Annotated in this window: 21 protein-coding genes and 1 riboswitch; of the genes, 13 read left to right on the forward strand and 8 right to left on the reverse strand. The window is 62.5% G+C overall.

Translation table 11 applies throughout. From position 1 onward, the window contains the following. Window positions 1–3 precede the first annotated feature (3 nt). A riboswitch (S-adenosyl-L-homocysteine riboswitch) is annotated at window positions 4–110 on the reverse strand. Window positions 111–309: 199 nt separating this feature from the next. Continuing rightward, window positions 310–714: an acyl-CoA thioesterase gene (locus LGQ10_RS21345; RefSeq protein ID WP_058437091.1), complete on the forward strand. Its 405-nt coding sequence runs from the start codon at window positions 310–312 to the stop codon at window positions 712–714. A 72-nt stretch (window positions 715–786) separates the two neighbouring features. Here LGQ10_RS21345 and LGQ10_RS21350 read toward each other — a convergent pair whose 3' ends face one another. Continuing rightward, window positions 787–2,046 carry a cation:proton antiporter gene (locus LGQ10_RS21350; protein WP_226523115.1) on the reverse strand — a complete coding sequence of 420 codons (1,260 nt, stop codon included), beginning with the start codon at window positions 2,044–2,046 and terminating at the stop codon, window positions 787–789. Window positions 2,047–2,355: 309 nt separating this feature from the next. Here LGQ10_RS21350 and LGQ10_RS21355 point away from each other — a divergent pair, with 309 nt between their 5' ends. Both LGQ10_RS21355 and LGQ10_RS21360 read left to right on the forward strand, forming a co-directional pair. Continuing rightward, entirely contained in the window at window positions 2,356–3,189 is an 834-nt protein-coding gene (locus tag LGQ10_RS21355; protein ID WP_226523116.1) for an EamA family transporter, read from the forward strand. Window positions 3,190–3,224: 35 nt separating this feature from the next. Continuing rightward, window positions 3,225–3,608, forward strand: a complete 384-nt coding sequence (locus tag LGQ10_RS21360; protein WP_058433498.1) for an MAPEG family protein — start codon at window positions 3,225–3,227, stop codon at window positions 3,606–3,608. Window positions 3,609–3,671: 63 nt separating this feature from the next. Here LGQ10_RS21360 and LGQ10_RS21365 read toward each other — a convergent pair whose 3' ends face one another. Then, complete coding sequence (locus LGQ10_RS21365; protein ID WP_226523117.1) at window positions 3,672–4,850, reverse strand: murein transglycosylase A; 1,179 nt, start codon at window positions 4,848–4,850, stop codon at window positions 3,672–3,674. A gap of 131 nt (window positions 4,851–4,981) precedes the next feature. Between LGQ10_RS21365 and LGQ10_RS21370 the strand changes: the two genes are divergently transcribed. Then, entirely contained in the window at window positions 4,982–5,431 is a 450-nt protein-coding gene (locus LGQ10_RS21370; protein WP_058435449.1) for a c-type cytochrome, read from the forward strand. 74 nt (window positions 5,432–5,505) lie between these two features. Here the strand turns inward: LGQ10_RS21370 and LGQ10_RS21375 are convergent, their stop codons facing one another. The 4 genes from LGQ10_RS21375 to LGQ10_RS21390 form a co-directional block, all read right to left on the reverse strand. Beyond that, window positions 5,506–5,901 (reverse strand): DUF1090 domain-containing protein, encoded by a 396-nt coding sequence (locus LGQ10_RS21375; RefSeq protein WP_058435450.1) that lies wholly within the window; start codon window positions 5,899–5,901, stop codon window positions 5,506–5,508. Window positions 5,902–6,022: 121 nt separating this feature from the next. Next, entirely contained in the window at window positions 6,023–7,693 is a 1,671-nt protein-coding gene (ligB, locus tag LGQ10_RS21380) for an NAD-dependent DNA ligase LigB (protein ID WP_226523118.1), read from the reverse strand. A gap of 221 nt (window positions 7,694–7,914) precedes the next feature. Beyond that, entirely contained in the window at window positions 7,915–9,105 is a 1,191-nt protein-coding gene (gene metK / locus LGQ10_RS21385; protein WP_058435452.1) for a methionine adenosyltransferase, read from the reverse strand. An 18-nt stretch (window positions 9,106–9,123) separates the two neighbouring features. Then, a complete protein-coding gene (locus tag LGQ10_RS21390; RefSeq protein WP_226523119.1) occupies window positions 9,124–10,119 on the reverse strand; it encodes an ArsR/SmtB family transcription factor in 996 nt (331 codons plus the stop codon). Window positions 10,120–10,377: 258 nt separating this feature from the next. Here LGQ10_RS21390 and tkt point away from each other — a divergent pair, with 258 nt between their 5' ends. From tkt to fba, 6 genes are all read left to right on the forward strand, one after another. Then, window positions 10,378–12,375 carry a transketolase gene (gene tkt / locus LGQ10_RS21395; RefSeq protein ID WP_226523120.1) on the forward strand — a complete coding sequence of 666 codons (1,998 nt, stop codon included), beginning with the start codon at window positions 10,378–10,380 and terminating at the stop codon, window positions 12,373–12,375. A 147-nt stretch (window positions 12,376–12,522) separates the two neighbouring features. Beyond that, a complete protein-coding gene (gene epd, locus LGQ10_RS21400) occupies window positions 12,523–13,587 on the forward strand; it encodes an erythrose-4-phosphate dehydrogenase (protein WP_226523121.1) in 1,065 nt (354 codons plus the stop codon). A 17-nt stretch (window positions 13,588–13,604) separates the two neighbouring features. Then, the gene (locus tag LGQ10_RS21405; protein WP_058436392.1) at window positions 13,605–14,768 is read left to right on the forward strand and encodes a phosphoglycerate kinase; all 1,164 of its coding nucleotides are present in this window, start codon (window positions 13,605–13,607) and stop codon (window positions 14,766–14,768) included. A 32-nt stretch (window positions 14,769–14,800) separates the two neighbouring features. Beyond that, the gene (locus LGQ10_RS21410) at window positions 14,801–15,022 is read left to right on the forward strand and encodes a hypothetical protein (protein ID WP_058436393.1); all 222 of its coding nucleotides are present in this window, start codon (window positions 14,801–14,803) and stop codon (window positions 15,020–15,022) included. A gap of 59 nt (window positions 15,023–15,081) precedes the next feature. Further along, on the forward strand, window positions 15,082–15,411 hold the full coding sequence (locus LGQ10_RS21415; RefSeq protein WP_226523122.1) for an MliC family protein: 330 nt from the start codon (window positions 15,082–15,084) through the stop codon (window positions 15,409–15,411). A 252-nt stretch (window positions 15,412–15,663) separates the two neighbouring features. Beyond that, window positions 15,664–16,728 (forward strand): class II fructose-bisphosphate aldolase, encoded by a 1,065-nt coding sequence (gene fba / locus LGQ10_RS21420; RefSeq protein WP_003229012.1) that lies wholly within the window; start codon window positions 15,664–15,666, stop codon window positions 16,726–16,728. Window positions 16,729–16,789: 61 nt separating this feature from the next. On the opposite strand, the gene LGQ10_RS21425 is transcribed toward fba, so the two are convergent. Beyond that, complete coding sequence (locus LGQ10_RS21425) at window positions 16,790–17,461, reverse strand: polysaccharide lyase family 7 protein (protein ID WP_058436395.1); 672 nt, start codon at window positions 17,459–17,461, stop codon at window positions 16,790–16,792. Between the two features lie 320 nt (window positions 17,462–17,781). Here LGQ10_RS21425 and LGQ10_RS21430 point away from each other — a divergent pair, with 320 nt between their 5' ends. The 3 genes from LGQ10_RS21430 to LGQ10_RS21440 are packed head-to-tail and all read left to right on the forward strand — an operon-like array spanning window position 17,782 to window position 20,769. After that, window positions 17,782–19,905, forward strand: a complete 2,124-nt coding sequence (locus LGQ10_RS21430) for a putative bifunctional diguanylate cyclase/phosphodiesterase (protein ID WP_226523123.1) — start codon at window positions 17,782–17,784, stop codon at window positions 19,903–19,905. Window positions 19,906–19,946: 41 nt separating this feature from the next. Continuing rightward, window positions 19,947–20,459: a M48 family metallopeptidase gene (locus tag LGQ10_RS21435; RefSeq protein ID WP_226523124.1), complete on the forward strand. Its 513-nt coding sequence runs from the start codon at window positions 19,947–19,949 to the stop codon at window positions 20,457–20,459. A 13-nt stretch (window positions 20,460–20,472) separates the two neighbouring features. Further along, window positions 20,473–20,769, forward strand: a complete 297-nt coding sequence (locus LGQ10_RS21440) for a winged helix-turn-helix domain-containing protein (RefSeq protein ID WP_058434876.1) — start codon at window positions 20,473–20,475, stop codon at window positions 20,767–20,769. 3 nt (window positions 20,770–20,772) lie between these two features. On the opposite strand, the gene LGQ10_RS21445 is transcribed toward LGQ10_RS21440, so the two are convergent. Further along, a complete protein-coding gene (locus tag LGQ10_RS21445; protein ID WP_058434875.1) occupies window positions 20,773–21,225 on the reverse strand; it encodes a GNAT family N-acetyltransferase in 453 nt (150 codons plus the stop codon). Window positions 21,226–21,317 lie beyond the last annotated feature (92 nt).

Consider the following 21,317-nt stretch of genomic DNA (forward strand, 5'->3'; position numbering starts at 1 on the left):
ATGTGCGAATGGGCGCCGTTGTGCGTTTAGTGTCCGTATGGGGAACCCCGTACCGACAACGCCCCATCCGAGCCTGACAGGCCGAGCCTGCTGCAGCGCCCCTCGGACAGGTGGCGGGAAAACGGTATCAAGGGTCGATGACCGTTTCGAAACGGTGGCGATTATAGCGACCTGAGCCAGACTTCCCAAAGTGTTTCTGCTGCCTGGATGAAGTTCCTCAATCGAGACCATAGTCGAGGTTGCATAGAGTGAGTCTGCCCGGTCTGCCATCATGCCGGGCATCAAATGGCAGGACGGTCAGGAGTGAACATGAATTTCCACACCCGCAAGTGGGTAAAACCCGAAGACCTCAACCCCAACGGCACGCTGTTCGGCGGCAGCCTGCTGCGCTGGATCGACGAGGAAGCGGCGATCTACGCGATTGTGCAACTGGGCAACCAGCGCGTGGTCACCAAGTACATTTCGGAAATCAACTTCGTCAGTGCCTCGCGCCAGGGCGACATCATCGAGCTGGGGATCACCGCCACGGAGTTTGGGCGTACTTCGATCACCCTGACGTGTGAAGTGCGCAACAAGATCACTCGCAAGTCGATCCTCACCGTGGAGAAAATGGTCTTCGTCAACCTGGGTGAGGACGGTTTGCCGGCGCCCCATGGTCGTACCGAGATCAGGTACGTCAAGGATCAGTTCAAGGACGACGCGCCCATCGCCTGAGTCGGCCTGCCGGGCGGCAGGCCAGGGGAGGAGGCGCAGCGGCCACGGTGGCCGCTGCGTACTCGGACCCGGTCAGTGAGTGTCGGTCGTGGCCGCTGGCGTTTCGCTGGTGACATGGCGCACCAGCTTGCCGATGGTCAGGCCCTGCAGCAGGATCGACAGCAGCACCACGATGTAGGTGATGCTCAGTACCAGGTCACGCTCTGGCCCCAGGGGCAATGCCAGGGCCAGGGCCACCGAGACTCCGCCGCGCAGGCCGCCCCACGTCAGTACGCGAATGGTGCCCCGCGGCACGCTGCGCCAGCGACGCAACAGCAGGATCGCAGGTGCCACGGTAAGCAGGCGAGACGCGACGATGGCCACTGCCAACAGGCTGGCGGCCGCAAGGTGCAGCCAGCTGAAGGGCAGCAGCAACAGTTCCAGGCCGATCAGCGCGAACAACAGTGCATTGAGCATGTCGTCCAGCAACTCCCAGAAACCATCCAGGTAGCGGCGAGTCATGTCGTTCATCGCCAGGTTGCGCCCCAGGTTGCCGATGATCAGGCCCGCCACCACCATTGCGATGGGCGCCGAGACATGGATCTCGCTGGCCATGGCCGAGCCGCCGATCACCAGGGCCAGGGTCAGCATTACCTCGATCTGGTGCTGCTCGATGCTCTTGATCATCAGGTACACCAGGTAGCCGATCAGGCCGCCAAACAGCACGCCGCCGATGGCTTCATGCACGAACAACCAGGCCGTGGCACCCAGGGTCGGGGTTTCGCCCAGCTGGGCGATGCCCAGCAGCACGGTGAACACCACTACCGCAGTGCCGTCGTTGAACAATGATTCGCCGACGATGGTGGTCTTCAGCGGCTTGGAGGCATTGGCGGTACGCAGCACGCCCAGCACCGCGATCGGATCGGTCGGCGAGATCAGGGCACCGAATAGCAGGCAGTAGAGGAAGCTCACATGCCAGCCGAACAGGCCGAAGATCCAGTAGGCCAGGCCGCCGATGGCAAAGGTGGCGATCAATACGCCGACGGTCGCCAGCAGGCCGATGGGCCATCGATAGCTGCGCAGGTCGTTGAGGTTGACGTGCAGGGCGCCGGCGAACAGCAGGAACGACAGCATCCAGTTCATCAGCAAGTCGCCGAAGTCGATCTTGCCGATCAACTCTTCGACATGTTCTTCCAGGCCGGGATAACCCAGGTAGGTCAGGCCTTGCAGCAGCAGGGAGAACAGCAGGGCGGTGACCATTACGCCGATGGTTGGCGGCAGGCCGATAAAGCGGAAGTTGACGTAAGTCAGCAGGGTTGTCAGGCAGATAAAGGCAGCGACAAGTTCAAGCATCCGGACTCCTTTGGATGATCAGAAAAAACAGCCTGAAGTCGTTCAGGCCAAGGGTTTGATGTCCCGGCCCCGCGCAGAGGCACAGTCCGTGGCGGCGAGGGCAAGTCGCCATCAAGCAGGGTAGTGGTTGGCACATTGACCGCGGCGCAGCGGCGACGTTGCAGGTCCATGGGTAAAAGTTGGTTCCATGTCCTTCTGGACGAATTCGGTGGTGGCCCTGCCAAAAGTGCCGAAGGCTCGTGCAAGCGAGGCTGATGGCGTGCGAGGATTCCCGATTCGAGGTGAGGGTAACTCAGGCAGGGAGGCGAGGTGCTGGCAACAACTCTGGTTCTGATGGCTGCGCTGCTGCATGCGGCGTGGAACACGCTGATCAAGTTCAGTGGCGAGCGGATGCTGGTGGTGGCCTGCATGGACAGCGTGGCATTGCTGTTCGTCGCCCTCATGCTGTTTTTCCTTGAGTGGCCGCCCCTGGAACTCTGGCCCTGGATCTTCGCCTCTGCGGCTTTCGAACTGTTGTACCGCTACCTGTTGATCCAGGCTTATCGAGTGGGTGACCTGGGGTTGGTCTATCCACTGATGCGTGGTCTCTCGCCCTTGGTGGTGCTGGCACTGACCCTGATTTTTGCCGGCGAGGTGCTAAGTACCCAGCAGATACTCGGTATTTTGCTGATTCCCTTCGGCATGCTCTGCCTGCTCTGGCAAGGTGGGGGTGGTGGGCGCCTGCCCTGGAGCATGCTGCCGGTGGTGGCCCTGATCGGCCTGTGCATCGGTTGCTACACCTTCATCGACGGCCAGGCCTTGCGCCGTTGGTCGCACCCGCTGGACTACCTGACCTGGGTCACGCTGCTCAGCGCCTGGCCTTTTCCTCTGGTGGCCCTGGTATGGAAACGCCCGGCCTTCGCCTTGTTCTGGCGCGAGCAATGGCGCCTGGGGCTGAGCGTCGGTTTCTGTGTACTGTTCAGCTACGCTCTGGTGCTTTGGGCCATGCAGTTGGGGTCCATCGCCGAAGCGGCAGCCTTGCGTGAAATCAGTGTGATCCTGGTGGTAGTGCTTGGTATGCGCTACCTGAAGGAACCCTTCGGCCGACCCAGGCTGCTGGCCTGTGGCATGGTGCTGATCGGCATGTTGGTGATGAAGTTGTGAGCACTCCCTGAAAACTCTAAAAAAGGATTTACGCTATGACTGTCGCGTTCTGGTGTGTGTTGATCGCAATTGCCCTGCCTTACCTGTGTACCGCCATCGCCAAGGGCGCTGGCAACTACGGGCTTCGGCACAATCATGATCCACGGGGCTTCCTGAGCACTCTGGAGGGGCTGCCCAAGCGTGCGCATAGCGCGCAACTCAATGGCTTCGAGGTAACCCCGGCATTCGCTGCAGCAGTGATCATTGCCCATGTGGCAGGCAACGCCGAGCTGGTGACCATCAACGTACTGGCAGTGCTGTTCATCACCAGCCGCCTGCTGTACATGATCTGCTACCTGGCGAATTGGGCGGTGCTGCGTTCCCTGGTGTGGTTCGTGGGGATGGGCCTGATCGCCAGCTTCTTCTTCGTTTCAGCCTGAACCCCGTCTGTTCCTGTCGCGGCTTGCCGGCTCCCAGGTCGGCAAGCCGGGCACGGCGCGGCATCAGGGGGTATTGGCGACCTCGGGTACTTGCGGCAGGGGTACGTCCTTGGGCCAGAGCATCCAGATCTGACCTGGCTGCTTCATGTCGCCGGCCAGCTGCCCGGCTGCGTCACCGGTCCCCCAGAACAGGTCGGCGCGCACCTCGCCAGTGATTGCACCGCCGGTGTCCTGGGCTGCCACGGGGCGCACCAGGCTGCTGCCGTCCGGGCGGGTGGTGGACAACCACAGCAGGCTGCCGAGAGGGATCACCTTGCGGTCCACGGCGACGCTGTAACCGGAGGTCAAGGGGACGTTCAACGAACCGCGCGGCCCTTCGTTGCTGTCAGGGTTGCGGTTGAAGAATACATAGCTCGGGTTGCTGCCCAGCAGCTCGGGGATACGTGTCGGGTGGGCCTTGGCCCAGGCGGCGATGGTACCCATGGTCACCTCTTCCTTCTTCAGTTCACCCTGGTCCACCAGCCAGCGTCCGATGGGCCGGTAGGGGTGGCCGTTCTGGTCGGCATACCCGATGCGCAACTGACGACCATCGTCCAGCTGGATCCGCCCCGAACCCTGGATCTGCAGGAATTGCAGGTCCATGGGGTCGGTCAGCCAGGCGATCACCGGTGCCTTGATGCCCTGGGCCTCGATGGTTGCAGCGTCGTCGTAGGGCTTGAGTACCCGGCCTTCGAGCCGACCTCGCAGTCGCTTGCCCTTGAGCTCGGGGTAGAGGCTGTCCAGGGCGACCACGATCATGTCGTCCGGCACACCGTACACCGGTACATTGGCCACCTTGGTCCGGGTCAGGCTGCCGGGATACACCGGCTCGTAGTAGCCGGTGATCAGGCCGGTGGTGCTACCGGTGCCCGAGCGCAGGCCGTAGACCTGCAGATGATCCTTGAGAAAGCTGCGAATTGCCTCGGGGCTCTGCGGTACGTTGGCCGCTGCGGTGCAAGTGGTCGACCATGCCGGATCGTTCCTGAGCCGGGTGCAGGCGCTGCGCCAGGAACCGAAACCGGCCAGCAGGTCGTTGTCGGCGACGCTGGGCAAGGCCTCCCACGACGTACTGTTGTAGGTCGCCAGAGCGTGGGTCTGCGCGGGTGGCTTGCCGTTGTCGCCACCGTTGCAGCCGGCAAGCAGCACCAGGGCCGGGACGGTCCAGAGCCAATGGCGGCGCCAGCGGGGAAAGCTCGGATTCATGTGGTGTTTCCTTCATAGGGACGTCCCGCGCTCATGGCCGGGACAACCCATATTATTAATAGGGCTATTGGTCTTTGCCCGGCAGGCGAGGATACTGGCCGCCGTTTCCCGTGACCTGACCAGAAGCCACCATGACGTTAAAAAGACTTTCTGTTGTATTGCTGGCCTGCCTGACGCTTTCCGCTTGCGGTGGGGTCGATCCCAATTCTCCCCTGGGCCAGCGCAAGGCAATCTTCAAGCAGATGCTCAAGACCGGCGAGGACCTGGGAGGCATGCTCCGTGGGCGCATCCCGTTCGACGGTGCGCGTTTCGCCGAGGGTGCGGTGAAGCTCGACAACCTGTCCCACGAACCCTGGAAGCACTTCCCGGCGGTCAAGGAAGAAGACCACACCAGCGCCACGGACGATGTCTGGCGCCGACAGGCACGCTTCCAGGAGCTGGCCCGCACCCTGGAGGTGGCCACCGGTGAGTTGGCGGCCATCAGCCAGGTTCAGCCCTACAAGGCCAGCAATCTCGGTCCGGCAGTACAGAAGGTCGAGGATGCCTGCAGCGCTTGTCACAAAGAGTTCCGCAATCACTGATCACCTCTCCTGCCACGGAGCATTGCCGTGGCAGGGGCGCCGGGTTCCCTTGCCTCCCAGGTAACCGTGCCGGTTTACTTGTCCAGATCGTCCAGGGCTTGCTGCAGTTCCTTGCGGGATTCGGCGAGCTTGTCCTTGCGCTTGTTGATCTTCTCCGAGTCGCCTTTCTTCATGGCCTTTTCCAGGTCGGCCTGGCGGCGGCTGACCTCGTGCTTGGCATCGAGCACCTTGTTTTCCCGCTCTTTCTTCAGCGAGGCGTCTGTGCAATGGGTGGTGACTTCGTTCAGCGCACGCTCCAGGCCAGCCTGCTGATCGCTGTTGCCATGGGCCTTGGCCTGTTCGATCTGGGTCGCAATGGCCTGGCGCTTGGCGGCGCAGCCGGTCAGCTGTGGCGCTTGTTCGTTGGCCAGCAGTGGCGCGCTCATCAGGCCGCAGAGGGTCAGGGCAGCGAGAGATGGAAAGATGTTCATTGACGGCTCCAGGTGAAAAAGATCAAAAAATAACCAATAAATACAAGACTGGGGGAGTGCCGGAATGGGCTGTTGGAGCACATTCCTCCCCCGGTGGTTCAATGCCCTGTCCAGGGTGAGACTAAAAACCTTCGACTCCGGCAGCATTCAGGGTGGCGCGCAAGGCCAGCACCTGCGGATCACGAAAAAAAGCGGTCAGTTGCGCCGCGCGTTCAGCCCCGACCTCGGCTTCCTGTTGCCAGTCCAGTTTGTCCTTGAGTGCCAGAGCCTGCCATGGAACGTTCAGGTCGGCCGCGCCACTGGGCGGCAGGCCCAGGGCCTTCAGCCAGCGTGAAAAGGGTCGTTGCCTGGCACCGCGCAGGCTTTCGAGCAAGCGGTTGCTGCTGCGCTCGCCGAAGCCCGCCATGTTAACAAGCTCTGCCTGGTCGAGGGTCAACCAATCCAGCAGGCCATTGATTCGTCCTGTTTCTACCAGCCGTGCCCAGGTTTGCTCGCCGACGTGCTTGAGGTCCAGGGCCTGCTTGCCGCTGAGCCAGGCCAGCCGTGCCAGGAACTGGCCTTCGCAACCGGGGGACGGTTGCCAGCAGCTCAGCAAGTGGAAGTCGGCTTCGTTTGGTACCTGGACCGGCTGACGCTGCCGGGTCCTGAGGAGCACGCCATCCAGTCGCGGGATGGTCAGGCCGGCAAGACTGACCGCTACCTGGTCACCGGGAAGAATATCCAGCTCGCGCCAGCGGCGTAACGAGCCGACGCTGACTCGGCGGATCTGTCGGTCGTCGAGCGTGACCGGTCCGACCAGCAGCAGCGGCGTGATGCGCCCGGTGCGGCCAATCTTGAACTGCACCTCGCGAACATTGGCCAGTGCTTGAGCGTAGGGGTATTTCCAGGCGGCGATCCAGTGCGGGGCCCTGGCTTGCCAGCGCCCGGCGGCTGGACGCCGGCTCAAGCGCAGGATGATGCCGTCGCTGGCAAACGGCAGGGGCGAGCGGTACCAGTGATCGCGCCAATGCAGGACGGTGTCGATGTCCCGGACGGCCCGGCTGTACTGGCGGCCCTCGGGAAAACCCAGGTCGGCCAGCTGATCCAGGCGTTCTTCCAGGGTATCGGGGCCCTGGGGCCAGTCCCAGGCGAACAGGCCGATCTGCGCCGCGTCTGCCGGTGCCAGGCGCTTGCGTGCCATCCAGCCTGCCACCCGGCTACGGGCATTTCGGCTGCCGACCTGCGCCTGGACGTGGTTGTCCAGGCGTTGATACAGCTCCCCCTGGAGCAGCAGGTCCACAGGTTGCGGCAGTTGCTTGGGAATGGCCGGGAGCAGGCGCGCTGCATCGCTCCAATCATGTCCGTGCAGACCGTCACCGCGACTCAACGCCTGGTGGAAGCGACCCTGGCGGTAAATCAGGGTTACGGCCACACCGTCGATCTTGGGTTGTACCCAGGCATGCTTGCGGGTCTTGAGCCAGCGCTGCACGGCCTCCTGGTCGGGGAGCTTTTCCACGCCGGTATGGGCCACGGGATGGGCGATGCTGCCCCGGGCACTGGCCAGGGGGCGCTCCTCTACCCGGGCAACTTGCGGGAAGCAGCGGTGCAGGGCATTCAGGCGCTGACGTGACTGGTCGTAGAGTTCGTCACTCACCAGTGCCTGGCCGTCCCGGTGATAGCGGGTATCCCAGTGCTGGAGTTGATGCTGCAGGGCGGCGATTTCCTCGGCAGCCTGTGTCATCTGCCACTCGGGGCAGCGAGCCTGGGCAAGCAGCGGGATCAGGGTCAGCAGCAGGAAGAGTCTTGGCAGCATGGCGAGCGTCCTTGCCCGGGAAAGTCATGCTTGAAGGTTAGATGTGGGGATGGGGATCGTGGAGGGAGGTGTTTGCCGGGTATTTCCCGAAGTGCCGGGCTGCGTTGCAATCGGGTGGTTCTGCGCTGTTGGCAGGGGTTCTCCGGGCTGGCGAGTAAACTGCGGCAACAAAAAAGCCCCGCCGGCAATGCCGGCGGGGCCTTGGGTGAGGCAGCAGACGCTTACAGGCTGGCAGCGGCGCGCAGGGCCTCGGCGCGGTCGGTCTTTTCCCAGGTGAAGGTGCTGAAGGTATCTTCACCCACGGTCCGGGTTTGCGGGGCGCGGCCGAAGTGACCGTAGGCTGCGGTGTCCTGGTACATCGGGTGCAGCAGGTCGAGCATGGTGGTGATTGCGTAAGGACGCAGGTCAAACACTTCACGTACCAGCTTGATGATCTTGTCGTCGCTGATCTTGCCAGTGCCGAAGGTGTTCAGCGAGATCGAGGTCGGTTGGGCGACACCGATGGCGTAGGAAACCTGGATCTCGCAACGCTCGGCCAGGCCGGCGGCAACGATGTTCTTGGCCACGTAGCGGCCGGCGTAGGCCGCCGAGCGGTCGACCTTGGATGGGTCCTTGCCGGAGAACGCACCACCGCCGTGGCGGGCCATGCCGCCGTAGCTGTCGACGATGATCTTGCGGCCGGTCAGGCCGCAGTCGCCCACCGGGCCGCCGATGATGAACTGGCCGGTCGGGTTGATATGGAACTGGGTGTCCTTGCTCAGCAGCTCGGCAGGCAGCACGTGCTTGACGATCAGTTCCATCACGCCTTCGCGCAGATCGTTGTAGGACACTTCCGGGTTGTGCTGGGTCGACAGCACAACTGCGTCGATACCTACAACCTTGCCACCTTCATAGCGGCAGGTGACCTGGGACTTGGCGTCCGGACGCAGCCAAGGCAACAGGCCCGATTTGCGGGCTTCGGCCTGGCGCTGCACCAACTGGTGCGAGAAGGTGATCGGCGCCGGCATCAGCACCTCGGTTTCGTTGCTGGCGTAACCGAACATCAGGCCCTGGTCACCGGCGCCCTGGTCTTCAGGCTTGGCGCGGTCGACGCCCTGGTTGATGTCGGGGGACTGCTTGCCGATGATGTTCATCACGCCGCAGGTGGCGCCGTCGAAGCCGACGTCGGAGCTGGTGTAGCCGATATCGCAGATCACATCGCGAACGATCTGTTCCAGGTCGACCCAGGCGCTGGTGGTCACTTCACCGGCAACGATGGCCACGCCGGTCTTGACCAGGGTTTCAACCGCAACGCGGGCGTGCTTGTCCTGGGTGATGATGGCGTCCAGCACCGCATCGGAAATCTGGTCAGCGATTTTGTCCGGATGCCCTTCGGACACGGACTCGGAGGTGAAAAGGGAGTATTCGCTCATCTCGACGGTTTCCTAAATTTACCGATGGTGAGTGTCGCCAGCCGGTCGCTGAAAGTGGCGGACCTGGATCTGGAAACCATTACGTAAGCCTACATACAGGCTTTCCCCGGGAGTCAGTCCCGCAGCGGTGGCCCAACGGGCCAGATCATCTTGTTCGAACCCCAGCCAGAGATCACCGCAGGCCTCTCTGGCCCAGCTCTGGTTATGGCTGCACAAGTCTGTTACCAGCAGGCTGCCGCCTGCTTGCAGCATTTGCGCCATCTGCTTGAGTGCTTCGGCTGGCGCCGCGAAATGGTGCAGGACCATGTTCAGCACTACGCAGTCGGCCTTGAGTGGCACGCCCTTCAAGGCATCGGCCAGTTGCAGGCTGACGTTAGCCAGCCTTTCGCGTTCGCACAGTTGACGCGCCAGTTCCAGCATCGCCGGACTATTGTCCAGGGCAGTTACCCGGGCAAAGCGTCGGGCCAGCTCGGGGAGAAAACCACCGTCTCCGGGGCCAACCTCGATGGCCGTGGCCGCGGGCTGGAAGCCCAGTTTGTCCAGCAACGCCAGGACACTGTCACGGTATTGGGGCAGTCCTGCGATCAGGTCCTGCTGGGCGTGGAATTTCTCCGCCACCCGGGAAAAGAAGTCTTCGCTGGCTGCAGCCCGTTGCCCATGGACCAGGCCGATCCGCGACTGGACCTCGACCGGTAGCGGCAGCTGGTCGACTTCCTCCAGCAGTGCCGCGTGCAGCTTGCCGCCCAGCAGAACGCTATGGGGCAGGGCACGCCGGTAGAAGATCGCATTGCCTTCGCGGCGCGTGGCCACCAGTCCGGCCTGGGCCAGTACCTTCAGGTGGTGGCTCATTCCCGACTGGCCGATGGCGAAGATCTGCGCCAGTTCCAGCACTCCAAACGAATCGTTGCTTAAAGCGCGCAATACATTCAGTCGCAAGGGATCGCCGCCGGCCTTGCACAGGACGGCCAGGTCGTCGCAATCGTCTTGGTGGATGGAGGAGGCATGCAGGTTCATGGAGACGCAGTCTAGTGGTGGTCGAAACCGCCCGCAAGGCCAATATCAAAAAGTTTTGATATTGGTGGGAGGGATGCCTGAAGGGGGGGCTTGCCATTCGATATGGGGAACGGTGTCGGGGTTTGCCTGGTCGATTGTGCAGTTAGCCGTGGGAAAAACGCGCTTGAGTGACTATCTGTCATTGCCCCCGCCAGACGCCTGAGGGAAAATGCAGGCCTTTTTTCCGTTCCGTTTTATCCAATCTTCAGGAGATCAGCGATGCCAAGCCGTCGTGAGCGTGCCAACGCCATTCGTGCCCTCAGCATGGATGCCGTGCAAAAAGCCAACAGCGGCCATCCGGGTGCGCCGATGGGTATGGCGGATATCGCCGAAGTACTGTGGCGTGACTACCTCAAGCACAACCCGAGCAATCCATCCTTCGCCGACCGTGACCGCTTCGTGCTGTCCAATGGCCATGGCTCGATGCTGATCTACTCGCTGCTGCACCTGACCGGCTACGACCTGTCGATCGACGATCTGAAGAATTTCCGCCAACTGCACAGCCGTACCCCGGGCCACCCGGAATTCGGCTACACCCCGGGTGTGGAAACCACCACTGGCCCGCTGGGCCAGGGCCTGGCCAATGCCGTGGGTTTCGCCCTGGCGGAAAAAGTCCTGGCGGCGCAGTTCAACCGTCCAGGTCATGACATCGTCGACCACCACACCTACGTGTTCCTGGGTGATGGCTGCATGATGGAAGGCATTTCCCACGAAGTGGCGTCCCTGGCCGGTACCCTGGGCCTGGGCAAGCTGATTGCGTTCTACGATGACAACGGCATCTCCATCGACGGCGAAGTCGAGGGCTGGTTCACCGACGACACCCCGAAACGCTTCGAAGCCTACAACTGGCAGGTGATCCGCAACGTCGACGGCCACGATCCGGAAGAGATCAAGACGGCCATCGACACTGCGCGCAAGAGCCCGCTGCCAACCCTGATCTGCTGCAAGACGACCATCGGTTTCGGTTCGCCGAACAAGCAGGGCAAGGAAGACTGCCACGGCGCACCACTGGGTGCCGAGGAGATCGCCCTGACCCGCGAGGCCCTGAAGTGGAACCATGGCCCGTTCGAAATTCCTGCCGACATCTATGCCGAGTGGGACGCCAAGGAAGCCGGTCGCGCTGCCGAGGCCGAATGGGATCAACGTTTCGCGGCCTATTCCGCAGCGTTCCCGACCGAAGCCAACGAACTGGTACGTCGCCTGGCGGGTGACCTGCCGGCTGACTTCTCCGCGAAGGCCGATGCCTACATCGCCGAAGTGGCGGCCAAGGGCGAGACCATCGCCAGCCGCAAGGCCAGCCAGAACACCCTGAATGCCTTCGGCCCGCTGCTGCCCGAGTTTCTCGGTGGTTCGGCGGACCTGGCCGGGTCCAACCTGACCCTGTGGAAAGGCTGCAAGGGCGTCAGCGCCGAAGACGCCAGCGGCAACTACATGTACTACGGCGTGCGCGAGTTCGGCATGACCGCCATCATGAACGGCGTTGCCTTGCACGGCGGCCTGGTGCCTTACGGCGCGACCTTCCTGATGTTCATGGAATACGCCCGCAACGCGGTGCGCATGTCGGCGCTGATGAAGCTGCGGGTCATCCAGGTCTACACCCATGACTCCATCGGCCTGGGCGAAGACGGCCCGACCCACCAGCCGATCGAGCAGTTGACCAGCCTGCGCACCACTCCCAACCTCGATACCTGGCGTCCAGCCGACGCCGTGGAATCGGCGGTGTCGTGGAAGTACGCGCTGGAGCGCAAGGACGGTCCTTCGGCGTTGATCTTCTCCCGCCAGAACCTGCAACACCAAACCCGTGATGCCGGCCAGATCGCCGACATCAGCCGCGGTGGTTATGTGTTGAAGGACTGTGCAGGCGAACCTGAGCTGATCCTCATCGCTACCGGTTCGGAAGTTGGCCTGGCAGTGCAGGCCTTCGACAAACTGACCGAGCAGGGTCGCAAGGTGCGTGTGGTATCCATGCCGTGCACCACTGTGTTCGATGCCCAGGACGCCGGTTACAAGCAGGCGGTCCTACCGCTGCAGGTGGGTGCGCGGATTGCCATCGAAGCCGCCCATGCCGACTTCTGGTACAAGTACGTGGGCCTGGAAGGCCGCGTGATCGGCATGACCACCTACGGCGAGTCGGCGCCAGCGCCAGCGCTGTTCGAAGAGTTCGGCTTCACTCTGGACAACATCCTGAGCCAGGCCGAAGAGCTGCTGGAAGACTAAGTCCGCTGGTTGCGTTATCTGCTGTTATTCGCGGGCAAGCCTCGCTTCTACAGATCACCGAGATCCTGTAGGAGCGGAGCTTGCCCGCGATGATAATCGAGCAGCGAACGTTGCACTGATGGATTCACCCCGGTAATCGAGAACTCCATGCCTCAACCGCGTCCCTACAAAGTTGCACTCAACGGCTACGGCCGGATTGGTCGTTGCGTCTTGCGTGCTCTGTTCGAGCGAGGGGCTGCGGCCGGATTCGAGATCGTGGCCATCAACGACCTGGCCGACATGGCCAGCGTCGAATACCTGACGCGCTTCGACTCCACCCACGGCCGGTTTCCCGGCGAGGTGACGGTCGATGGTGATTGTCTGCATATCAATGGCAACTGCGTGAAAGTCTTGCGCAGTGCCACCCCTGAAGGCATCGACTGGGCATCCCTGGGCATCGACCTGGTGCTGGAGTGTTCCGGTGCCTACCACACCCGTGAGGACGGCCAGCGCTTCCTCGGCGCCGGCGCACCGCGGGTGCTGTTTTCCCAGCCGATGGCCAGCGAGGCGGATGTCGACGCCACCATCGTTTACGGAGTGAACCAGGACTGCCTGAGCGGCGACGAGCTGCTGGTGTCCAACGCGTCCTGCACCACCAACTGCGGCGTGCCGCTGCTGCGCCTGCTGGACCAGGCCCTCGGCCTGGAGTACGTGTCGATCACCACCATCCACTCGGCGATGAACGACCAGCCGGTGATCGACGCCTATCACGACGAGGACCTGCGCCGCACGCGTTCGGCCTTCCAGTCGGTGATTCCGGTGTCCACCGGCCTGGCCCGGGGTATCGAGCGCCTGCTGCCGGAACTTGCCGGGCGAATCCAGGCCAAAGCGGTACGAGTGCCGACGGTCAACGTGTCCTGCCTGGATATCACCATGCAGATGGTGAGCGACACCGACGCCGCCGAGGTCAATCGGATCCTGCGCGAGGCTGCTACCAGCGGGCCGCTCAAGGGCCTGCTGGCCTACACGGAATTGCCGCACGCCAGCTGCGATTTCAACCACGACCCCCACTCGGCGATTGTCGACGCCAGTCAGACCCGCGTTTCCGGCCCCAGGCTGGTGAACATCCTGGCCTGGTTCGACAACGAATGGGGTTTTGCCAATCGGATGCTGGATGTTGCGCAACATTACCTGCGAACAGCCGCTCCACTCCCTGTTTCCAATATTCAGTAACCCAGGAATTGCGACCCATGACCGTGTTGAAGATGACCGACCTCGATCTGCAAGGTAAGCGCGTGCTGATCCGCGAAGACCTCAATGTCCCAGTCAAGGACGGTGTTGTCACCAGCGACGCGCGTATCCTGGCTTCGCTGCCGACCATCAAGCTGGCCCTGGAAAAAGGCGCGGCGGTGATGGTCTGCTCGCACCTGGGCCGCCCGACCGAAGGCGAATTCTCGGCCGAGAACAGCCTCAAGCCGGTAGCCGACTACCTGACTCGCGCCCTGGGCCGTGAAGTACCGCTGGTGACCGACTACCTGGGTGGTGTCGAGGTCAAGGCCGGCGATGTCGTGCTGTTCGAAAACGTGCGCTTCAACAAGGGCGAGAAAAAGAACGCCGACGAGCTGGCCCAGCAATACGCGGCCCTGTGCGATGTATTCGTGATGGATGCCTTTGGCACGGCTCACCGCGCCGAAGGCTCGACCCATGGCGTGGCCAAGTTCGCCAAGGTGGCGGCAGCAGGCCCGCTGCTGGCAGCCGAGCTGGACGCGCTGGGCAAGGCCCTGGGTGCTCCGGCCACACCAATGGCGGCGATCGTTGCCGGCTCCAAGGTTTCCACCAAGCTGGACGTGCTCAACAGCCTGAGCCAGGTCTGTGACCAGTTGATCGTCGGTGGCGGTATCGCCAACACCTTCCTGGCCGCTGCCGGCCATCCGGTAGGCAAGTCGCTGTACGAGCCGGACCTGCTGGAGACTGCCCGTGCCATTGCTGCCAAGGTCAGCGTGCCGCTGCCGGTGGACGTGGTGGTTGCCAAGGAGTTCGCCGAAAGCGCCGAGGCCACCGTCAAGGCTATCGCCGACGTGGCAGCCGACGACATGATCCTGGACATCGGTCCGCAAACCGCTGCGCACTTCGCCGAGCTGCTCAAGTCGTCCCGGACCATTCTCTGGAACGGCCCGGTCGGCGTGTTCGAGTTCGACCAGTTCGGCAACGGTACCAAGGTGCTGGCCCAGGCCATTGCCGACAGCGCGGCGTTCTCCATCGCCGGTGGTGGCGATACCCTGGCGGCCATCGACAAGTATGGCGTGGCCCAGCAGATCTCCTACATTTCCACCGGTGGTGGTGCTTTCCTCGAGTTCGTCGAGGGCAAGGTGCTGCCGGCGGTCGAAGTCCTGGAAGCCCGGGCGAAGGCCTGAGCTGTCCGTTGGCCGGGCAAAGGAGTGTTCTGATGGTCAAGATGTTGCCACTTTTGCTCGCGGCAGCCTGGCTCGCGGGGTGCTCGGCCACTCCGCAGGCCAAGCCCGCGGATGATGCCGACAGGCAGGGAAAAGGTTGCTATCAGGCCGACTGGCAGGCCGAGACGGCTCCGGTGATCAACAAGCGCCTGGGGCCCGAGGGCCTGGAGAAGTACGAGACTCCGTCAAAGGTAAGGGAACAGGGTTGCCCTTGATGGGTCTGATTGGACAATACGACGTGCCGGGGCCCAAGGCCGCCAGCCAAGGAATATTGATGAAAGCTTTGATCGCCGTGGCGATGCTGGGGTTGCTTGGCGGGTGCGCCGACCTGCACCTGCTCAAGTCGCCAACCACCGACAACTGGACCACCTGGGTATGCGACAGCCAGGCACAAGTGCTCTGGCGCTACACCGACGATAGCCGCAACGCTGTCGACGTGCGCCTTGGCGGCGATGATCAGGTTCGCCGCCTGAAACTCGAGCCCAGTGGTTCGGGTTCGCTGTACAGCGATGACATGCTGGCGTTTCACGTCAAGGGTGAGGAAGGCCTGGTCTACTGGGTCGCTACCAATGACCTGATCGGCCGCGGCTGCAAAGCGCCGTAGGCCGGGAACCGATGCTGAACCTGTAGGTGCGAAGCTTGCTCGCGATGAGGCCCGGACATTGGTGATGGATGTCGCCAGGCCGATCGCTATCGCGGGCAAGCCTCGCTCATGCAGGGACACAGGGCTCTTGAAATTGATGAAGTAACGAATCCGCAGAGCGGGCTGACCCCCGATCTGCAATCACTTGAATAGCAGTCGCCGCTACGGCAGGCTTGCACGATTAACGACCCTCGTCCGGGAGAGATACACACAATGGCACTCATCAGCATGCGCCAGATGCTGGACCACGCAGCCGAGTTCGGCTACGGCGTCCCAGCCTTCAACGTCAACAACCTTGAACAGATGCGCGCCATCATGGAAGCCGCTGACAAGACTGACTCCCCGGTGATCGTCCAGGCTTCCGCCGGTGCTCGCAAATACGCCGGTGCCCCGTTCCTGCGCCACCTGATCCTGGCGGCGATCGAAGAATTCCCGCACATCCCGGTGTGCATGCACCAGGACCACGGCACCAGCCCGGACGTCTGCCAGCGTTCCATCCAGCTGGGCTTCAGCTCGGTGATGATGGACGGCTCCCTGGGTGAAGACGGCAAGACCCCGACCGACTACGAGTACAACGTGCGCGTCACCCAGCAGACCGTGGCCATGGCCCACGCCTGCGGCGTGTCGGTGGAAGGCGAGCTGGGCTGCCTGGGTTCCCTGGAAACCGGCATGGCCGGTGAAGAAGACGGTATCGGTGCTGAAGGCGTGCTGGATCACAGCCAGATGCTGACCGATCCTGAAGAGGCCGCGGACTTCGTCAAGAAGACCCAGGTCGACGCCCTGGCGATCGCCATCGGCACCAGCCACGGTGCCTACAAGTTCACCAAGCCGCCTACCGGTGACGTGCTGGCCATCGACCGTATCAAGGAAATCCACAAGCGCATCCCCAACACCCACCTGGTGATGCACGGTTCTTCGTCGGTTCCGCAAGAGTGGCTGGCGATCATCAACCAGTACGGTGGCGACATCAAGGAAACCTACGGCGTGCCGGTCGAGGAAATCGTCGAAGGCATCAAGTACGGTGTGCGCAAGGTCAACATCGACACCGACCTGCGCCTGGCGTCCACCGGTGCCATGCGTCGCCTGATGGCCACCAACCCGAGCGAGTTCGATCCGCGCAAGTTCTTCGGTGCTACCGTGACTGCCATGCGCGACGTGTGCATCGCTCGCTACGAAGCCTTCGGCACCGCCGGCAACGCTTCGAAGATCAAGCCGATCTCCCTGGAAGCGATGTTCCAGCGCTACCTCAAGGGTGAGCTGAACGCCAAGGTCAACTAAGCCTCGGTCATGAATGAAAAAGCCCGCAGCGATGCGGGCTTTTTTTTGCCTGCGTGGTGGCTCAGCTCCTGTTGTGGTCGATGTCCAGCTTGGAGAAGGTCACCTTGCCGCCCTCGCTGGTGTAGCCGGTGTTGTCCTGGACATAGACCCCAGCCTTGAAGTACAGCGGTTTGTTCCGCCAGGCGGCCCCCAGCCGGGTGTCCCACTGGTAACCGGCGGCGCTGACGCCCAGCACACCTGCCGGGCTCAGGTGGATCAGGTAGGAGAACGAGCGATCCAGCGGTACGTTCTTGGCGACGTCGATGACCCGCGACTGGCTGTCGTCGGGTCGCATGCGGACCTTGGCGACGATATTGCCGCTGCCCTGGCCGGCCTTGTACTGGTATTCCAGCTTCACCAGGGGCCGGGTGCTGTTGTAGGCATGGATCTGGCCAATGACGATCTTGCCCGAGGAGGGCACCTGGTTCACCGCCAGGGTGGCGCGCAGCAGGTTGTCGGCCTCGGGGTAGGTCCAGTTGCGCAGGGTGCCGTTGGCGTAGGTTTCGCGCAATTCGGTGCGGGGGTAGATGGCGTTCTCGGTCTTCGAGCCGGTGACCGGCGACCAGAAGAACAGCGTGCCGGAGTCGGAATGGAAGTAGCGGTTCTTGAAGCCCTTGACCAGGGTCGGAGTGTCGATGGTTGCCGGTGGGCTGCCGACGGGAACGCTTAGGTTCCAGGTTGCCAGATCGATCATGGATGAAGGTTCCGCAAGGGTGTGCCGGGTGCAGCTTGCCGAAGGCTTTAGGCTGCACTTCTCGGGTTGTTTTTTAGCCTTCGTGACCGCGACTCGGCAAGCACCGTACGGCAGAAAAATGGCGCCATCAAAGTGTCCAAGTGCCATGTGTACCGATGCCAATGCGGCAAAACTGTGACCGTTAGTCGGGTGCAGGGGCCATTGGCCAAGTGATGGCTCCAGGACAGCTTCTGCTTTTGAATTTCCGGGACTAGAGTGAAACCTCAGTTTTTGTCAGGTTTTCTCACTCGTACAGTCTTACTACAGACAAGAGAAGCAGCATGGAATGCGTGCAACCGGAGACAGCCGAGGGGCACTCCACTCTTCTGATCGTCGATGACTATCCTGAGAACCTCCTGAGCATGCGCGCATTGTTGCAGCGTCAGGACTGGCGTGTGATGACCGCCGCTTCGGGTGTCGAGGCGCTGAGCCTGTTGCTCGAGCATGAGGTGGACCTGGTCCTGCTCGATGTGCAGATGCCGGGCATGGATGGTTTCGAGGTGGCCCGCTTGATGCGCGGCAGCCAGCGTACACGCTTGACGCCGATCATCTTCCTTACCGCCAACGAGCAATCCCAGGACGCCGTGATCAAGGGCTATGCCAATGGCGCGGTCGACTACCTGTTCAAGCCTTTCGACCCGCAGATCCTCAAGCCCAAGGTCCAGGCACTGCTGGAGCACCAGCGTAACCGCCGGGCCCTGCAGCATCTGAGCCACGACCTGGAAGTCGCCCGGGCATTCAATGCATCGGTACTGGAAAACGCCGCCGAAGGCATCCTGGTGGTGGACGAAGAGGGCCGGATACGTTTTGCCAATCCTGCGGTGTCGCGTCTGCTCAACGCGCAGGTGAAGGAGCTCGAGGGTTCGGCTTTCCTTGATTACCTGCAAAAACCCCATGTTCCCGATTGGCGTGTTTCCGAGTTGTACGCCAGCTATCGCCGAGGCGAGACCTTCCGCCTGCATGACGCCCTGTTGCGCACCGTCCCCGGTCAGCAGATCAACGTGGCGCTGTCCTGCGCCCCGTTGCCGAGCGAACAGAAGGCCATGGTGGTGACCCTGCTGGACATGTCCGAAGTGCGGCACCTGCACCAGCAACTGGAGTACCAGGCGGTTACCGATCCCTTGACCGGTCTGCTCAATCGCCGGGGTTTCTACCAAACAGTGGAGAGCATCCTGTTGCGCAGTGACCGCTCGGGAAAGTCCCTGGTCCTGCTGTACCTGGATCTGGATGGCTTCAAGCGGATCAACGATACCCTTGGGCATGACGCCGGCGATCGAATACTGCGCTGGGTCTCGGAGCAGTTGAAGGAGTGCCTGCACTCGTTCGACATCATCGGGCGCATGGGCGGCGACGAGTTCACCGCGTTGCTGGAGCTGGGTTTTCCCGAGCAGGCCGCAAAAGTGGCCGAGCGGCTGATCGAGCGCCTGTCCATCACTCAGCAGATCGACGGCATGGATGTGGTGCTGGGCGCCAGTATCGGCATCGCCATCTATCCCGATTGCGGCTCCAACCTGGACGGCTTGCTACGGGCTGCGGATATCGCCATGTACGAGGCCAAGCGAGCGGGCCGCCAGCAGTACCGCTACTACGACCATGAGATGAACGGCCGTGCGCGGTCACGGCTGATGCTCGAGGAAAGCGTGCGCAGTGCGGTGGAGCGCAAGGAGTTCACCCTGGTGTACCAGCCTCAGGTCGCCATCGCCGATGGTCGCCTGCGTGGGTTCGAAGCCCTGTTGCGCTGGCGCCATCCGAGTGTCGGCGACGTGCCCCCGGGGTTGTTCCTGCCCTTGCTGGAAGAGGCCCGGCTGATCAGTCTGCTGGGCAGCTGGATCTACCAGCAGGGCGGTGCACAGCGCAAGGACTGGGAGCAGGTGTTCAGCCCTGACCTGGTTCTCAGCGTCAGTCTCAGCGCTACCCAGTTCAGCATGCCCAATCTTGCGGCCGAGCTGCGCCAGGTGCTGCTGCGCAATGGCCTGCAACCGCGGCAACTGGAAGTCGAGGTCACCGAGGCGGCGCTCACCCAGAACCTGGGCGAGACTCGCAAGCAATTGCAGCAACTGCACCAGCTGGGAGTCCGCGTGGCCCTCGACGATTTTGGTTCCGGCAGCTGCTGCCTGGCCTTTCTGCGTGACCTGCAGCTGGACACCCTCAAGCTCGACCGGCATCTGATCGCGCGGTTGCTTACCTCACCGCGGGACGCCGCGATCGCCCGCTGTGTGATCGACCTGTGCAAGCAGTTCGACCTGCTGGTGATTGCCGAGGGCGTGGAGACCCTGGAGCAGTATCGCTGGCTCAAGGACAACGGTTGCGAGTACGTACAGGGGTTCCTGGTGGCACGGCCGTTGACGTCCGCCAGCGCCAGCCAGTTCGCCCAGCCCTTCGACTGGGACGCACTGCAGGCTTGAATTCGCTAAACTGACGGCCCCTGCACCTGTCGCCGCTTCCCATGACCGCACTGAAATACCTCCAGGCCTATCCCGTTACCCTGCAAGAGCAGGTGCGCCAACTGATTGCCGAGGAGCGCCTGGGCGAGTACCTGGACAAGCGTTACCCGAACAAGCACGGGATACAGAGCGACAAGGCGTTGTACAGCTATGCCCTGGAGCTCAAGCAGGACTACCTGCGCAACGCTCCGGCCATCGACAAGGTACTGTTCGACAACCGCCTGGACCTGACCCATCGCGCATTGGGCCTGCACACCACGGTATCCCGGGTGCAGGGCGGCAAGCTCAAGGCCAAGAAGGAAATCCGCATCGCTTCGCTGTTCAAGGAGGCTGCACCGGAGTTCCTGCGCATGATCGTGGTGCACGAGCTGGCGCACTTCAAGGAATCGGACCACAACAAGGCGTTCTACAAGCTCTGCGAGCACATGCTGCCGGGCTATCACCAACTGGAGTTCGACCTGCGGGTCTACCTCACCTGGCGCGACCTGCAAGCGAAGACGGGTGCTGCGCACTAGCAAGGAGTGGGCGATGGATGTGAGCAAGACCAAGAGCAGTTTCTACCGCCGCCTGTACGTGGCGTACCTGATCGACAGTGGCCTGGCCAGCAGCGTGCCGGCGCTGACCGAGGTCACCGGCATGCCTCGGCGTACCGCGCAGGACACCATCGCCGCCCTGGCCGACCTGGACATCGTCTGCCAGTTCGAACAGCAGGACGGCGCCCGCAATCATGCCGGGCATTACCGGGTCCACAGTTGGGGAGCCATCGACAAGGGCTGGATCGAGCCCAACCTGGGACAGATCAAGGCCGTACTGGGTTATCCCTGACAATCAGTTGCGGCGCATGCCGATGTGCGGGATGCCGTCTTCCAGGTACTGCTCGCCTGCCACGCTGAAGCCATAGCGGCCGTAGTAGGCCTGCAGGTGGGCCTGGGCCGAGAGGTAGATCGGTGTGTCGGGCCAGTGCCGCTGTGCCTGCTTCAGTGCCTGTTCCATCAGCGTATGGCCCAGGCCCTTGCCCCGGGCCTGCTCGGCGATCACCACCCGGCCGATCACCACGTCGCCGCCCTGGGAGATCGGGTCCAGCAGGCGCAGGTACGCCACCAGTCGGTCGCCGTCCCAGGCCATCAGGTGGCAGGTATCGCCTTCCAGGTCGCGGCCGTCGACCTCCTGATAGGGGCACTTCTGTTCCACGACGAAAACCTCGGTGCGCAGTTGCAAGATGGCGTAGAGCTGTTCCTTGCCCAGATCGGTGTGGTGCTTGCAGACCCATTCGACGGTCATGTTCTTATCCTGTTGAAGGTACTGCGCGAAATAGTAAGCACATCGCCGGTGGATGTCTTGTCGGCTGGTGCATGGCGTTCGTTTCTGTGAGA

Origin of the sequence: Pseudomonas sp. L5B5 (assembly GCF_020520285.1) — a bacterium.
Lineage (GTDB): Bacteria > Pseudomonadota > Gammaproteobacteria > Pseudomonadales > Pseudomonadaceae > Aquipseudomonas.